Source organism: Bacillus cereus group sp. Bce041, from assembly GCF_052646455.1.
In genome coordinates this window covers 331,538-345,865 of sequence record NZ_JBQXON010000002.1, presented here as the reverse complement: position 1 = coordinate 345,865, position 14,328 = coordinate 331,538, and the positions used below count along the sequence as shown (strand labels likewise).

The window sequence follows — 14,328 nt, the reverse complement described above, 5'->3', positions numbered from 1 at the left end:
CTCGCTTTATGTAGCAGGGAAGTTTGGACCATCTAGCTTTGGATTGCCAGTCTCGGGTTTATTTTGTTGTTTGTTTTGGTTTTTCTTTTTTTCATTTTTGTTCTTTGCCATTGTAATACACCTCCTTTTTGTATTGTTACCATTTCTATAAATGACATACGAAATGATTTCTTTGACGAATAACAACTAGTTTTGTCATGTGGGCAGGAGTGGTGAATCATTCGGCGAAATTACATGACAAAGGAAAAGCAAAGAAGGAGGCGTTTTGTATATGGCGATGGTTCAGAAGGAAGATGTAATGAAAAAAATGGATCAAATGTTAAGTTCTCTCGATTTGCTGGAAATGAATATAGGGATTAGAATGAATCATGCATTAAAGGATGCGAGTGAAAAAATATGCAATAAGATAGAAATAACAGAAATGCATATTGAACATATGGAAAATAAATTAGTGCATCACGAAGAGAAAGGGAATTGGGTAAAGACATTTCAAAACGTCGTAGTGAGTGCATAATAAGGTGGGAAAGAAATGAAGAATGAAGCATTAATACAGTCTTCAGAAAAACTCATGCAGTATAATAATGAAGCGAATGTAAAAAAGAGAGAACTAACCGAATACGACTTTTATAAGGATATGAAACCGTTTGTAGATATGGTAGATGAGGAATTAAAGAAGTGGAAAGAATTAGCTTATAAGTGGATTAAAGAAGAAAAGCCAAAATATATACATGTACAGCAAATTGATCAAGTATATGATAATTTACAAACGAATGTGTTGCAATGCTTTGTAAATAAAGGTAAAGGTAAACGATTCTTTGAAACACACCAAGCCATTTCGTATACTTTGCAAAATATAGTTGAGCAATGTAAATAACAAGAGGGAGAGCCCTCTTGTTATTTTTATGCTTCTGTCATTGTTGTAGGTTTTGTTGCGCCGTTTATTTCTAATTCTTTTATTAATGTTCGATAATCTGATATGCATATTTTTCCTTCGAGATACCAATGTCTCGCAAAGTCTAATAATTCGTTTGCATTCTCTGTGCAATACCCCTTTTTTTGAGAAAACGCTTGTTTTAAATCCCCTAATACCATGTTGATTCCTCCCCCATGAGAATCTTCTTCTTCATTATCATAGCATGGAAGGGTTTTCTTTTTTAATTTTTTAAAAATTTAAACTTCCGACAAAAATAGACAGATACTCCATCACACATATTATTTTATAGGTACATATTATATATGTAGAAACTTATGTGAAGGAGGAGAGAATGCATGTTTCAACAACCTAACTTATATCAGCAAACGAATCCATATGCACAGCAAAATATGTACCAATATAATACGGATACATATTTACGGTATAATATGTATCCTTTCGAGCCTTATTATGGAAATCAAAATTATTATCAACCGTTTGAAGTGTCCTTTATGAATCAAGCTCAACAACCACAACAGCAGCAACCTTATGTGAATCAAGCTCAACAACCACAACAGCAGCAACCTTATGTGAATCAAGCTCAACAATCACAAGCTCAGCAACCATACATGAATCAACCACAGCAGCAGCCTTATATGAATTTGCAATATTATATGCCACCACCATCTCCGTATGCTAATCAACAAGCGATGTTTTATCCACCAAAACAACCGTACCCGACGCAGGGTAAGCAAAAGCAACAACAGCCAAGTCAGTTTTCTAGTTTTGTTTCTCAATTTAAAACATCAGATGGTAACTATGATGTAAATAAAATGATGAATACAGCTGGACAAATGATGAATGCGATGAATCAAGTGACAGGTATTGTAAAGCAAGTTGGAGGCTTTTTTGGTAAGTGATGTTGAAGAATTGTCTATAAAAACAATGTAAATGAAATAAAGGACTAGACAAATTTCCTTGTAATAAATGGGTATATATAACAAACGGCTTTCTCTCTTTTCTCATACTGTAAAGTGTAATCAGATTTTTTTAACGAGAGAGGAGAGAAAAAACTATGCATCATTGTCATCCTTGCTTTGGAGGGCATAAGCCTACAGGACCTATTTGTACGACTGCTCCTGTCATTCATCCGACGAAACAATGCGTAACACACTCTTTTTCAACAACGGTGGTGCCACACATTTTCCCAACACATACAACACATGTACATCATCAACAAATTAAAAACCAAAACTTCTTCCCGCAAACAAATTCAAATGTAAATGTTGTGGACCCAATCGACCCAGGATTCGGTGGCGGATGTGGACCGTGTGGCCATGGTCATCATCATCATCACCACGGTCATCAAATATCTCCATTTGGGCCAGGACCGAATGTATCACCGTTTGGACCAGGACCAAATGTATCACCGTTTTTACCAAACAATGTATCACCAGTAGGTCCAAATATCGGACCAAACGTTGGTGGAATATTTAAAAAGTAAATGATATGTTAGAACTAGCGAAATGCTAGTTCTTTTTTTGTAATTGGAGTGTTGATATGAAAGTTATTGCAGTAACAGGATATAAGCCATTTGAACTTGGAATATTTAAAAATGATCATCCAGGAGTGGAGTGTATAAAGAAAGCATTACACCGTAAATTAATCACTTTTGTAGAAGATGGTTTAGAATGGGTTATAATAAGCGGCCAATTAGGTGTAGAATTATGGGCTGCTGAAGTTGTTTTTGAAATGCAAGTAGAATATCCTGATTTAAAATTAGCGGTATTCACTCCGTTTTTAGAACAAGAAGAAAATTGGAAAGAAGATAATCGTGAATATTACGAATTTATTCTTTCTCAAGCAGACCATGTTGATAGTATCACGAAACGGAAGTATGAAAGCCCAGAGCAATTTAAATTAAAAAATCAATTTTTTATTGAAAAAAGTGATGCGCTTTTAGCGGTATACGATGAAGAAAAACCAGGAAGTCCCAAATATATTGTAGAATCAGCAAAGAAAAAAGGGGAAATAGAAAATTATCACAGTTATTTCATTCTTTTTTCTGATTTACAAGATATAATAGAAGAGGAACAGTGGAATAATGCAGAGTAATATGTAATATAGTACTCGTATATATGATTGACAAAAAGCATTGTTTCTGAAAAAATTTAGTTAATGAAAGTTTTGGTAAAAATTTGAGGTGAAGAAAATGATTTCGGATAAAATTAAATTAACAGCGAAAGATATTTTAGAAAAAGAATTTAAAACAGGTATGAGAGGTTATCAGCAAGAAGAAGTAGACAAGTTTCTTGATATGATCATTAAAGACTATGAAGCTTTCCACAAAGAGTTTGAGCAATTAAAGCAACAAAATGCTCGTTTAAAGCGTGAATTAGAGGAACAAAAACTAGCAGTAACGCAAGTTCCACAACAACCTGTACAAACACCAGTTGCACAACCGGTTTATAACAACACGAATACGGATATTTTAAAACGCTTATCTAACTTAGAAAAAGCTGTATTTGGAAGTAAGTTATACGAATGATGTAAGGTGGGAAAAGGTTTAAGCATTTTACATAGAAAAAAACGTTGCAAAATCTTTTTGTTTCCACTATACTAATGGATGTCATAACGTTTGGGTAATCGCTGCAACGCCAACGTTGTAGAGGAAAGTCCATGCTCGCACGGCCTGAGATGGCTGTAGTGTTCGTGCCTAGCCAATTCATAAGCTAGGGTATTCTGGCTGTAAGGCTGGTTTAACGGCAGGGAAAAAACCTAAGTCCTTTCGGATATGGTTTGACTACCTTTAAAGTGCCACAGTGACGAAGTCCTTGAAGAAATGATAGGAGTGGAACGAGGTAAACCCCACGAGCGAGAAACCCAAATAATGGTAGGGGAATCTTTTCCAAGGAAATGAACGACGGGAAAGGACAGGTTTTATAACCTGTAGATAGATGATTGCCACCGGAGTACGAGGCGTGGGCCGTTTGTAGTACAAAGGAACAGAACATGGCTTACAGAACGTTATGAACCAACTATGAAATAACTCAGCTCTCCTTTGTTAGAGGAGGGCTTTTTATTTGTATGAAGTTATAAAGTATGAGTTAAAATGGTTAATGAGAAAATTTTTCGTAAAATGTAATAATTAATAGGACCAATTGCTATTAATTATTGTTTGAATATACATAAGAGGTGAATGCAAATGGGAAAAGTTACTTTAATTGCAACAGCGGCAATGGGTATTGAAGCGTTAGTTGCCCGAGAAGTTCGCGATCTTGGTTATGAATGTCAAGTAGAAAACAGCAAAGTAACATTTGAAGCAGATGAAAAGGCGATTTGTCGTACGAACTTATGGTTACGTACTGCGGACCGTGTAAAAATTAAAGTTGGCGAATTTAAAGCAACGACATTTGATGAGCTATTTGAAAAAACGAAAGCATTAAACTGGGGAGATTATATTCCAGAGAATGGTGAATTCCCTGTTATCGGTAAATCTTTAAAATCTGAATTATTCAGTGTTTCGGATTGCCAACGTATCGTTAAAAAAGCTGTCGTTGAAAAATTAAAAACAACATATAAACGTACAACTTGGTTTGAAGAAGATGGTCCGTTATTCCGTATCGAGATTGCAATGCTCAAGGATATTGCAACATTAACAATTGATGCGAGCGGTGTTGGGCTTCATAAACGTGGATACCGTATGGATCAAGGGGAAGCTCCGTTAAAAGAAACATTAGCTGCGTCTTTAATTAAATTAACAAACTGGAAGCCAGATCGTCCATTTGTTGATCCATTCTGTGGATCAGGTACAATTCCGATTGAAGCAGCATTAATTGGACAAAACATTGCACCAGGATTTAACCGTGGTTTCGCATCTGACGAGTGGGGCTGGGTAGGTAAACAAAACTGGCGTGAAGCTCGTCAAGAAGCTGAAGATTTAGCGAACTATGATCAACGATTACAAATCATTGGATCAGATATTGATCATCGTATGATTCGAGTTGCTCAAGATAACGCAGAAGAAGTAGGCTTAGGCGATTTAATTACATTTAAACAAATGCAAGTAAAAGATTTCACAACAAAAGAGGATTATGGCTACGTTGTAACGAATCCTCCATACGGAGAACGTTTAAGTGAAAAAGCACTCGTTGAACAACTGTATAAAGAAATGGGACAAGTATTCCGCCCATTAGATACATGGTCAGCGTATGTATTAACAAGCTACGAAGCATTTGAGAAGTGTTACGGAAAAGATGCGTCGAAGAAGCGTAAGCTGTTTAACGGATTTATCCGTACAGATTACTACCAATACTTCGGAAAACGTCCACCGCGTAATTCATAGTATAAAACTCCTCTAGCGCGCATATACTGGCTATTATGTAATGCGTAAAGGAGGAAGTCATATGGATAATTTTCAATTATCAATGATTCAAAAAGCTATTCACCGTACGTATGATGAGCTCGGAAAAGAAGTGGATAGTCAAGGTACGATTGTAGATGAAATACAAAAAGCACAAGAAGAATATTTGTCAGCTCTTTCACATGAAACAGCGATTGATAAACGGTATTTAAAGTCATTAATATAGAAGAAAATTTTCCTTTTTCGAAAGGAAAATTTTTTTTCGTGAATTTCTATGTATTGCAACAGGGGAAAGTGGCTGCACACATATGCGTAGCAGTTGCTATTATCTTTTTATAGAAAAACTTTTTGGTTGGAGGCTAAGGATGTTTACTGAGAAGAGATTACCATTTGAAGTAGGAAAACAAGATAATTTTTATGATAAGTTGAATGAATGGATTGGAGATGTGTTTTACGACATCCTTCCGGAAAAAGGCTTTGAAGAGCGTGATGAACAAATTTTTATGGCGTTTCAGTTAGAACGCGCTTTCCAAGAAAAGAAAGTTATGTTCGCAGAAGCTGGTGTAGGAACAGGGAAAACAATTGTATATCTTCTATATGCAATTTGTTACGCGCGTTATACTGGGAAACCAGCTATTATTGCTTGTGCAGATGAAACGTTAATTGAGCAGCTTGTGAAAGAAGAAGGGGACATCGCTAAGTTATCTGAAGCATTAGGGCTATCTGTTGATGTAAGGCTTGCAAAATCAATGGATAATTATTTATGCTTACGTAAACTTGAAGATGTTATGAGTGGACGAGCTCCAGAAGTAATTGAAGACGTATATTACGAGTTACCACAGTTTGTATTCGATCATGGTACGATGCAAAACTTTACTCACTATGGTGACAGAAAAGAATTTTCACTTTTAAATGACGAAGAATGGTCAAAAGTAAATTGGGATTACTTCCAAGATTGCTTTACTTGTGATTCTCGTCATCGTTGTGGACAAACTCTTTCTCGTGAACATTATCGTAAAGCAGCAGATTTAATTATTTGTTCTCAAGATTTCTATATGGATCATATTTGGACGTACGATGCTCGTAAGCGTGAAGGGCAAATTCCATTATTACCAGAAAGTAGCTGCGTTGTATTCGATGAAGGACATCTTGTAGAATATGCAGCTCAAAAAGCTTTAACATACCGTTTAAAGCAAACGATGATGGAGCAACTATTAACGAGATTGCTACAAAACGATATTCGTGAGGAGTTTGCACATTTAGTAGAAGAAACAATTTGGCAAACTGAACGATTCTTTGATGTGTTACAAGAGAATAAAAAGGAAATTGCCGGTTCTGATCGTCTAGAAATTACTGTGACAGAAAAAGTAACAGCTGAAGCGAAACGACTTTATGCAAAAATCGGTGAAGTTGGAGATGCATTAGTATTCGAAAGTGAAATGCATACAGTAAACACGTATGATTTAAATATTGTTGATGAGCATTTAGATGTATTAGAACATTCACTTCGTCTGTTCATGCACGAGAAAAATGTAATTACTTGGGGTGAAGAAGGTGATGGTGCCTTCACGTTAGTTATTATGCCACGTGCAGTTGAAGAAGTGTTACAAGAGAAAGTATTCTCGAAGAAAATACCGTATATTTTCTCTTCTGCGACATTATCGAACAACGATTCATTCGCTTTCACAGCTAATAGCCTAGGGGTAAAAGATTACTTGTCATTCTCAGTTGCTTCACCGTTTGATTACGAAGAGCAAATGACAGTAAACTTACTATCACATACGAAAGAAAATGAATGGGAAAGAAAGTGTCAATATACACTTGAAAATATACAAAAAACAAATGGACGTACGCTTGTATTATTCCGTACAACGCAAGAGCTTGCAGCGTTCAAAGAGTATGTAAGTAAAGAGCAAATGTCGGTTCCGTTCTTATATGAAGGAGATCAGGAAATTAGCCAGCTCGTTTCTCGTTTCCAAAATGAAGAAGAGACTGTACTTTGTGCGGTTCATTTATGGGAAGGTTTAGATATTCCTGGTTCATCATTATCGCACGTTATTATTTGGTCTTTACCATTCCCTCCAAACGATCCTGTGTTTGAAGCGAAACGTAAGCACGTAAATGATCCATTCTGGGATGTAGATGTACCATATATGATTTTACGACTTCGTCAAGGAATTGGGCGTTTAATTCGTACAAGTGAAGATAAAGGTGCTATATCAATTTTCTTATCTGATTCAGAAGATGAGAAAGTAGTTGCAGCTGTGAAAAATGTACTGCCAGTAGAAGGTAAAGAATTATAAGGAGAAAGCTTGGCGCTTGCCAAGCTTTTTTTCTATTATAAAAGGAATTTATGTTTCTGTGTCGAATTAAATTTGAGGTAGAAAAAGGAGGCTTTTATACGATGACAGTTGCTACATATGAAGTAGAAAAACAATTTTTAACATACGTGAAGAAGATACAAAATTACGGAGAAGCATTAAGTTTAATGTTTTGGGATTTAAGAACAGGTGCACCCAAAAAAGGTGTAGATCAGCGTTCAGAAGTAATTGGTATGCTTTCGTCAGAAGTGTTTGCTATGTCGACTTCAGATGAGATGGGAAACTATTTAACAGAACTTGAAGCTTTAATACGTGAAGATAAACTTTCTGAAACGACAAAGAAAATGGTTGAAGAGTGTCGGAAAGAATATGATAGAAATAAAAAAATTCCACAAGCTGAATATGAGGCTTATGTGAAATTAGAAGCGAAAGCAGAGAGTGTGTGGGAAGAAGCTCGCGAAAAATCTGATTTCGAAATGTTCCGCCCGTACTTAGAAAAAATTGTTGAATTTAAAAAGAAATTTATTACATATTGGGGTTATGAAACATATAAATATAATACATTATTAGACATGTATGAGCCAGGTATTACAGTAGAAGTTTTAGATCACGTATTTGGTCAACTTCGTGAGCGCATCGTGCCGCTTGTAAAAGAAATCTCTGAGTCTAAAAAAGGATTAAAAACAAGTGCTTTATCGGAACAGTTTTCAAAAGAAAAACAAAAGAACTTTACATTAGAACTATTAAAGCAATTGAATTATGACTTTGAAGCAGGTCGTCTTGATGAAACAGTACATCCTTTCGAAATTACATTAAATAGAGGGGATGTTCGTATTACGACACGCTATGATGAAAAAGATTTCCGTATGGCTGTATTTGGAACAATTCATGAATGTGGTCATGCAGTATATGAACAAAACATTGCAGAACAATTTGAAGGTACACCACTTTGCAGTGGTACATCTATGGGTATTCACGAATCACAATCATTATTCTTTGAGAACTTTATCGGCCGTAATAAATCATTCTGGAAGAAAAATTATGATTTATTAAAAGAGTATAGCGATGGTCAATTTGATGATATGTCAGTCGATGAGTTTTATGATGCAATTAACGAATCGAAGCCGTCATTCATTCGTATAGAAGCAGATGAGCTTACATACCCGCTTCATGTTATGGTGCGTTATGAATTAGAGAAAGAATTATTTGATGGTACATTACAAGTGAAGGACTTACCAGCAGCTTGGAATGATAAGATGGAAGCATATTTAGGAATTCGTCCGGAAAATGATGCACAAGGTGTATTGCAAGATGTTCACTGGGCTGGTGGCTCATTTGGATACTTCCCATCTTATGCGCTTGGTTACATGTATGCAGCGCAATTTAAGCAAAGAATGTTAAAAGACATTCCGAACTTTGATGCATTATTAGAAGAAGGAAACGTAACACCGATTCGTGAATGGTTAACAGAAAACATTCACCAATACGGTAAAACGAAAAAGCCACTTGAAATTTTAGAAGATGTAACAGGTGAAGGCTTAAATGCAAACTACTTAGCCGATTATTTAGAAGCGAAATATAAAGAGATTTATGAGTTGTAAAAAAAGAGCTGCTTAATTGCAGCTCTTTTTTAAAGGGGGATGGGAGAATGGACTATACATATACAGTAATGACGCAAGAAGAAGCAGAAGAAATTGCATACAACTGGCATTATGAAGGGAAATATTCCTTTTACGATATAGAGGCAGATGAAGAAGATTTAGCTGAATTTTTACATGATGAAAGTAGAGGGGATCATACATTTTCTGTGAAGGAAAATGGCACTCTCATTGGTTATTTTACTGTTTGTAAAATAAATGACGGAACGGTTGATATTGGTCTTGGAATGAGACCTAATATGACTGGGAACGGATTTGGTTTACAGTTCTTAAACGCTATACTAGCTTTTAGTAAAGAAAAATATGGATGCAAGTATATAACACTATCAGTAGCTATATTTAATGAGAGAGCGATTAAAGTGTATAAAAGGGCAGGGTTTGAAGTAGTTGGAACGTTTATACAGAAAACAAATGGTAGTTGTTTTGAGTTTTTGAAAATGAATTATATATGTAAAAATGATTAAAAAACAGAAGAATCTCCTTCTGTTTTTTTATGCAGAAATAAATCATACTTTTTGTAATTAGAAGTTTTGAAATTTTGGAAGAGGATGTGTATGATTGAAGTTTAATAGTAAATAGCAAGTTTAGTAAGGAGAGACAGCATGAGTATAATTAAAACGAAAAATGAAATAGAGTTAATGCATGAATCTGGAAAATTACTTGCTTCATGTCATAGAGAAATTGCGAAGATGATGAAACCAGGTATTACTACAAAAGAAATTAATACGTTTGTTGAAGCATATTTAGAACAGCATGGTGCAACGTCTGAGCAGAAAGGGTACAACGGATATCCATATGCGATATGTGCATCTGTAAACGATGAAATGTGTCATGCGTTTCCGGCCGATGTTCCTTTAACTGAGGGTGATATTGTAACAATTGACACGGTAGTAAACTTAAATGGGGGTCTTTCAGATTCTGCTTGGACGTATAGAGTTGGAAAAGTTTCTGATGAAGCAGAAAAGTTGTTGCTAGTAGCTAAGAATGCTTTGTATAAAGGAATTGATCAGGCGGTAATTGGTAATCATGTAGGAGACATTGGCTATGCAATTGAAAGTTATGTAACAAATGAAGGTTTTTCTGTCGCAAGAGACTTTACGGGACATGGAATCGGTAAAGAGATTCATGAAGAACCAGCAATTTTTCATTTTGGGAAACAAGGACAAGGACCTCAGTTACAAGAAGGAATGGTAATTACAATTGAACCGATTGTAAATATAGGTATGCGATATTCTAAAGTAGATTTAAATGGGTGGACTGCACGAACGATGGACGGGAAATTATCAGCTCAATATGAGCATACAATTGCGATTACAAAAGATGGGCCAATCATTTTAACGAAGTTGTAATTGGGAATGAAAGAGTTTGCAAAACTCGAACAAAAATAGTAGTTTTTAAAAATTTGTACGTGTTTTTTCGATACATGCTTTTCAAAGCATAAAAAGTACGTTATAATCCTTCTATAAAATAAATAGTTAGCTACACTCATATAATCGCGGGGATATGGCCTGCAAGTTTCTACCGAAGTACCGTAAATACTTTGACTATGAGTGAGGACGAATATAATTGCTTGTTTAGCATTCTTTTTTTGCGAAACTCCAAAAGCGCGTCTCTCACTTGTAACGAGTGGTGGCGGCTTTTGGAGTTTTTTTATTGCATAAGAGGGGGAACAAACATGAAAGTATTACAAGAAAAGATTTTGAACGAAGGAAAGGTTTTATCTGGTGACGTATTAAAGGTAGATGCTTTTTTAAATCATCAAATTGATCCAGTACTTATGCAAGAAATCGGAAAAGAATTTGCTAAACGTTTTAAAGAAGAGAACATTACAAAAATCGTGACGATTGAATCTTCAGGCATTGCACCAGCAGTTATGGCTGCATTAGAGCTTGGTGTAAAAGTAATTTTTGCACGAAAACGTAAATCGTTAACGTTACAAGATAATATGTACGTTGCAAACGTATATTCATTTACAAAACAAGAAACAAATGAAATTTCATTATCTCGAAATCATATCGATGAAAATGATCGTGTATTAATCATCGATGACTTTTTAGCAAACGGTCAGGCTGCTTTAGGTTTAATGAGTTTAGTAGAGCAAGCTGGAGCGAGTATTGCAGGAATTGGAATTGTTATTGAAAAAGCATTTCAAGATGGAGGAAAGAAGCTTCGTGAACAAGGCGTTCGTGTTGAATCACTAGCAGAAATTGCATCACTTGATAACGGCACAGTTACATTTGTACAGCAAGAAACTGCGGAGGTGAAATAAACGATGAAGCAGCATCCATTTAAAATTGCATCGCTTGGTATGCAGCATATGCTTGCAATGTATGCTGGAGCAATTATCGTTCCGCTTATTGTGGGCGGTGGACTTGGTTTAAATCAAAAAGAGTTAACATATTTAGTCTCAATTGATTTATTAATGTGCGGCGTTGCGACAATTTTACAAGCATTATCAAATCGCTTTTTCGGTATAGGACTTCCCGTTGTACTTGGTTGTACATTTACAGCCGTTGGACCGATGATTGCGATTGGAAAACAATACGGTGTGTCTTCAATTTATGGAGCAATTATTGCTGCTGGGTTATTCGTTGTTATTTTTGCGAAATTATTTGGAAAACTTGTAAAACTGTTTCCACCTGTTGTAACAGGATCTGTTGTTACTGTAATTGGAGTTACACTTGTTCCAGCAGCAATTAATGATATGGCTGGAGGAGTAGGAAGTAAGGATTTCGGTAGTCTTGAAAATTTAGCATTAGCATTTGGTGTGTTATTATTTATCATCATTATGTATCGTTTCTTTGATGGATTTATTCGTTCAATCTCTATTTTACTAGGTCTATTGTTCGGTACTATCGTTGCAGCGTTTATGGGGAAAGTAAGTTTGCAAGCGGTTGGAGAGGCGGATTGGTTCCACGGTATTCAACCATTTTACTTTGGTACACCAACATTTGAATTAACACCAATTATTACGATGATTCTCGTTGCTTGTGTAGGGATTGTAGAAGCAACGGGTGTATACTTTGCATTATCTGATATTTGCAATAAAAAAATCGGTGAAAAAGAATTAACAAAAGGCTATCGCGCAGAAGGATTAGCGATGGTGTTAGGTGGCATTTTCAACGCGTTCCCATATACAACATACTCTCAAAACGTAGGACTTGTTCAATTAACTGGAGTAAGAAATCGCGTTATTATTTATACTTGCGGTGGTATGTTAATCGCACTTGGTTTCATTCCAAAAATCGCAGCTATTACAACAATTATTCCGAAATCAGTACTGGGCGGTGCGATGTTAGCGATGTTCGGTATGGTTATGGCATATGGTATTAAAATGTTAAGTAGCGTTGACTTCGGAAGACAAGAAAACTTATTAATCGTTGCATGTTCTGTCGGAATTGGGCTTGGCGTAACAGTCGTTCCTACATTATTTTCACAACTCCCAGAAAGCATTCGTATTTTAACAGATAACGGAATTGTACTTGGAAGTGCGTCAGCAGTACTTTTAAATATCGTATTTAATATGGTGCCGCAGCGCAAAGTGAAAGTAGAAGAAGAGCCAGTATCTATGCAAAGTGCAGTAAGAGAAGCGTAAAAAAGCAAGGTCTCGTTATGAGACCTTGCTTTTCTTTTTAAGTGGCATCATTTTCCCGTAAGTACCAAGACGCCAAATGTACTCAAGTGGTCCGTATTGGTAATGTGAAAGCCACCAGCGGCTAATAAAGATTTGTAACGTGTAGAAACTAATGCAGAATAGTGGTCCAACCCATAGTGGAGCCAGATAATCATTTTTAAACAATAGCCCGAATACAAGTAATGTAACAATTGTATGCGAGATGTAATTTGTTAATGCCATTCGTCCAACGTATTGGAATGGACGTAATAACGTTTGCCATTTTTCTTTTTGTAATAAACGCATTAGTGTGAAAATGTAGAATATGAATAACGTTTTTCCGCTAAACATTGTAAAGACCTGCATATAAATTGGTTCATAAAATGGTTTTGATAAGAAGTAACGAACCATGAAGAACCACATTGGTAATGTAAAAAGGAACATAATAATTTGCCATTTTTTAAGCTTTGGATCTAACTCTTTCGCGCGGCGGAAAATATCCTTTTTGCCGGCGTATAAACCAAGTAAAAACAGCCCAACTGTTTCTGGGAGCATAAGTAAATTTAATCCAATTCCATCAGCGTAAAATGCATGGAAACGATTTTGTATTTGTGACAGCCAGTCTTCTAATGGCATGATAGGTAAGGAAAAACCTAGCTCTTCCTTTGGTACCAATGCAACCGTAATACCAGCCATTAGCATAATGAATTGAAAAATACTCAATAAAACGATAGCCCATATTAAAATAGTACGAGGTTCTCTCTTATAAAATAAAAATAAGAAAAATCCAGCAATCGCATAAGTATGTAAAATGTCTCCGTCCCATAAAAGAACGTAATGTAAGAAACCGAATAATAATAAAATAAGTAAGCGGCGAACAAATAAAATTTTTGGATGATCTGTTTTCGCTTCAGCACGACTCATAAAAATATAAAAACCTAATCCGAATAAAAACGAAAAAATTGTATAAAATTTCGTTTGAATAAACATATCGTAAAATAGGCGAATGTAGCTGTCTATCCCTTCGTAAATTCCTGAAAGATCACGTGAGTCAACCTCGGCGATAACAGGCCAATTCACAAGAAAAATACCTAGTACAGCTATTCCTCTAATAATATCAATGGAGTGTATCCTCTCGCCTTGTGTGAGATTTTGTGTCATTTTTTTCCTCCTTGTTAAGTAATTCCCTTTTATTATACGAAATGTAAGGTGGAGGGGATAGGGGATATTTCCATTTTTTTAAACTGTTAAGTTATGTAGGATGAGATATAATAAGAGTGCACAACAAGTTTTAACCTTTTTCAAAACAGGCAGTAAAGCTCCTTCTTATAAGGAGCTTTCTTTATGAAAAGTGTTGATAATGATTCTCTTTAATGATAAACTGTATTCAAAAGTGATAATCATTATCAAAAAAAGGTTGGTGCGTAAGTATGGTATATGCATTAGTAGCAGGTACAGTC

17 protein-coding genes, 1 other RNA gene and 1 riboswitch are annotated in these 14,328 nt (G+C 35.6%); of the genes, 15 read left to right on the top strand and 3 right to left on the bottom strand.

Annotated features, from left to right (window positions below):
* Positions 1 to 6 precede the first annotated feature (6 nt).
* Entirely contained in the window at positions 7 to 186 is a 180-nt protein-coding gene (locus ACUN13_RS07695; protein WP_001987054.1) for a hypothetical protein, read from the bottom strand.
* Positions 187 to 271: 85 nt separating this feature from the next.
* On the opposite strand from ACUN13_RS07695, the gene ACUN13_RS07690 reads away from it, so the two are divergent.
* Positions 272 to 514, top strand: coding sequence for a hypothetical protein (locus ACUN13_RS07690; protein WP_001252036.1), 243 nt, complete (start codon positions 272 to 274; stop codon positions 512 to 514).
* 15 nt (positions 515 to 529) lie between these two features.
* Positions 530 to 874, top strand: coding sequence for a YppE family protein (locus tag ACUN13_RS07685; protein WP_000786939.1), 345 nt, complete (start codon positions 530 to 532; stop codon positions 872 to 874).
* Between the two features lie 26 nt (positions 875 to 900).
* On the opposite strand, the gene ACUN13_RS07680 is transcribed toward ACUN13_RS07685, so the two are convergent.
* The gene (locus tag ACUN13_RS07680) at positions 901 to 1,092 is read right to left on the bottom strand and encodes a YppF family protein (protein WP_000242652.1); all 192 of its coding nucleotides are present in this window, start codon (positions 1,090 to 1,092) and stop codon (positions 901 to 903) included.
* A 177-nt stretch (positions 1,093 to 1,269) separates the two neighbouring features.
* Here ACUN13_RS07680 and ACUN13_RS07675 point away from each other — a divergent pair, with 177 nt between their 5' ends.
* The 13 genes from ACUN13_RS07675 to pbuX all read left to right on the top strand — a co-directional run bounded on the left by ACUN13_RS07675 (position 1,270) and on the right by pbuX (position 12,850).
* Entirely contained in the window at positions 1,270 to 1,833 is a 564-nt protein-coding gene (locus ACUN13_RS07675) for a YppG family protein (RefSeq protein ID WP_025688535.1), read from the top strand.
* A 155-nt stretch (positions 1,834 to 1,988) separates the two neighbouring features.
* Positions 1,989 to 2,417, top strand: a complete 429-nt coding sequence (locus tag ACUN13_RS07670) for a CotD family spore coat protein (RefSeq protein ID WP_000546270.1) — start codon at positions 1,989 to 1,991, stop codon at positions 2,415 to 2,417.
* Between the two features lie 56 nt (positions 2,418 to 2,473).
* A complete protein-coding gene (locus ACUN13_RS07665) occupies positions 2,474 to 3,028 on the top strand; it encodes a DUF1273 domain-containing protein (protein ID WP_000862908.1) in 555 nt (184 codons plus the stop codon).
* 97 nt (positions 3,029 to 3,125) lie between these two features.
* A complete protein-coding gene (gene gpsB / locus ACUN13_RS07660) occupies positions 3,126 to 3,461 on the top strand; it encodes a cell division regulator GpsB (protein ID WP_000622431.1) in 336 nt (111 codons plus the stop codon).
* A gap of 86 nt (positions 3,462 to 3,547) precedes the next feature.
* Positions 3,548 to 3,938, top strand: an RNA gene (rnpB, locus tag ACUN13_RS07655) — RNase P RNA component class B.
* A gap of 180 nt (positions 3,939 to 4,118) precedes the next feature.
* The gene (locus tag ACUN13_RS07650) at positions 4,119 to 5,258 is read left to right on the top strand and encodes a THUMP domain-containing class I SAM-dependent RNA methyltransferase (protein ID WP_000521224.1); all 1,140 of its coding nucleotides are present in this window, start codon (positions 4,119 to 4,121) and stop codon (positions 5,256 to 5,258) included.
* A gap of 61 nt (positions 5,259 to 5,319) precedes the next feature.
* Positions 5,320 to 5,502 carry a DUF3921 family protein gene (locus ACUN13_RS07645; RefSeq protein WP_025688539.1) on the top strand — a complete coding sequence of 61 codons (183 nt, stop codon included), beginning with the start codon at positions 5,320 to 5,322 and terminating at the stop codon, positions 5,500 to 5,502.
* 139 nt (positions 5,503 to 5,641) lie between these two features.
* Positions 5,642 to 7,579, top strand: coding sequence for a helicase C-terminal domain-containing protein (locus ACUN13_RS07640; protein WP_025688541.1), 1,938 nt, complete (start codon positions 5,642 to 5,644; stop codon positions 7,577 to 7,579).
* Positions 7,580 to 7,680: 101 nt separating this feature from the next.
* Positions 7,681 to 9,198 (top strand): carboxypeptidase, encoded by a 1,518-nt coding sequence (gene ypwA, locus ACUN13_RS07635; RefSeq protein WP_000215074.1) that lies wholly within the window; start codon positions 7,681 to 7,683, stop codon positions 9,196 to 9,198.
* Positions 9,199 to 9,245: 47 nt separating this feature from the next.
* Positions 9,246 to 9,719 carry a GNAT family N-acetyltransferase gene (locus ACUN13_RS07630; protein WP_088344789.1) on the top strand — a complete coding sequence of 158 codons (474 nt, stop codon included), beginning with the start codon at positions 9,246 to 9,248 and terminating at the stop codon, positions 9,717 to 9,719.
* 138 nt (positions 9,720 to 9,857) lie between these two features.
* Positions 9,858 to 10,604 (top strand): type I methionyl aminopeptidase, encoded by a 747-nt coding sequence (locus ACUN13_RS07625; protein WP_088344791.1) that lies wholly within the window; start codon positions 9,858 to 9,860, stop codon positions 10,602 to 10,604.
* A 116-nt stretch (positions 10,605 to 10,720) separates the two neighbouring features.
* Positions 10,721 to 10,822: riboswitch (purine riboswitch) on the top strand.
* Between the two features lie 108 nt (positions 10,823 to 10,930).
* The gene (locus ACUN13_RS07620) at positions 10,931 to 11,524 is read left to right on the top strand and encodes a xanthine phosphoribosyltransferase (protein WP_000866483.1); all 594 of its coding nucleotides are present in this window, start codon (positions 10,931 to 10,933) and stop codon (positions 11,522 to 11,524) included.
* Between the two features lie 3 nt (positions 11,525 to 11,527).
* Positions 11,528 to 12,850 (top strand): xanthine permease PbuX, encoded by a 1,323-nt coding sequence (gene pbuX, locus ACUN13_RS07615; protein WP_000809213.1) that lies wholly within the window; start codon positions 11,528 to 11,530, stop codon positions 12,848 to 12,850.
* 15 nt (positions 12,851 to 12,865) lie between these two features.
* Here pbuX and ACUN13_RS07610 read toward each other — a convergent pair whose 3' ends face one another.
* Complete coding sequence (locus tag ACUN13_RS07610) at positions 12,866 to 14,029, bottom strand: DUF418 domain-containing protein (protein ID WP_025688546.1); 1,164 nt, start codon at positions 14,027 to 14,029, stop codon at positions 12,866 to 12,868.
* Positions 14,030 to 14,328: the final 299 nt, after the last annotated feature.

Excerpts from the sequence above, each read along its gene's own strand:
- ACUN13_RS07630 (WP_088344789.1), top strand. The coding sequence starts at position 9,246 with ATGGACTATACATATACAGTAATGACGCAAGAAGAAGCAGAAGAAATT.
- ACUN13_RS07625 (WP_088344791.1), top strand. The coding sequence starts at position 9,858 with ATGAGTATAATTAAAACGAAAAATGAAATAGAGTTAATGCATGAATCT.
- ACUN13_RS07690 (WP_001252036.1), top strand. The coding sequence starts at position 272 with ATGGCGATGGTTCAGAAGGAAGATGTAATGAAAAAAATGGATCAAATG.
- gpsB (WP_000622431.1), top strand. The coding sequence starts at position 3,126 with ATGATTTCGGATAAAATTAAATTAACAGCGAAAGATATTTTAGAAAAA.
- ACUN13_RS07640 (WP_025688541.1), top strand. The coding sequence starts at position 5,642 with ATGTTTACTGAGAAGAGATTACCATTTGAAGTAGGAAAACAAGATAAT.
- ACUN13_RS07670 (WP_000546270.1), top strand. The coding sequence starts at position 1,989 with ATGCATCATTGTCATCCTTGCTTTGGAGGGCATAAGCCTACAGGACCT.
- ypwA (WP_000215074.1), top strand. The coding sequence starts at position 7,681 with ATGACAGTTGCTACATATGAAGTAGAAAAACAATTTTTAACATACGTG.
- ACUN13_RS07675 (WP_025688535.1), top strand. The coding sequence starts at position 1,270 with ATGTTTCAACAACCTAACTTATATCAGCAAACGAATCCATATGCACAG.
- ACUN13_RS07665 (WP_000862908.1), top strand. The coding sequence starts at position 2,474 with ATGAAAGTTATTGCAGTAACAGGATATAAGCCATTTGAACTTGGAATA.
- ACUN13_RS07620 (WP_000866483.1), top strand. The coding sequence starts at position 10,931 with ATGAAAGTATTACAAGAAAAGATTTTGAACGAAGGAAAGGTTTTATCT.
- ACUN13_RS07610 (WP_025688546.1), bottom strand. The coding sequence starts at position 14,029 with ATGACACAAAATCTCACACAAGGCGAGAGGATACACTCCATTGATATT.
- ACUN13_RS07680 (WP_000242652.1), bottom strand. The coding sequence starts at position 1,092 with ATGGTATTAGGGGATTTAAAACAAGCGTTTTCTCAAAAAAAGGGGTAT.
- pbuX (WP_000809213.1), top strand. The coding sequence starts at position 11,528 with ATGAAGCAGCATCCATTTAAAATTGCATCGCTTGGTATGCAGCATATG.
- ACUN13_RS07685 (WP_000786939.1), top strand. The coding sequence starts at position 530 with ATGAAGAATGAAGCATTAATACAGTCTTCAGAAAAACTCATGCAGTAT.
- ACUN13_RS07645 (WP_025688539.1), top strand. The coding sequence starts at position 5,320 with ATGGATAATTTTCAATTATCAATGATTCAAAAAGCTATTCACCGTACG.
- ACUN13_RS07650 (WP_000521224.1), top strand. The coding sequence starts at position 4,119 with ATGGGAAAAGTTACTTTAATTGCAACAGCGGCAATGGGTATTGAAGCG.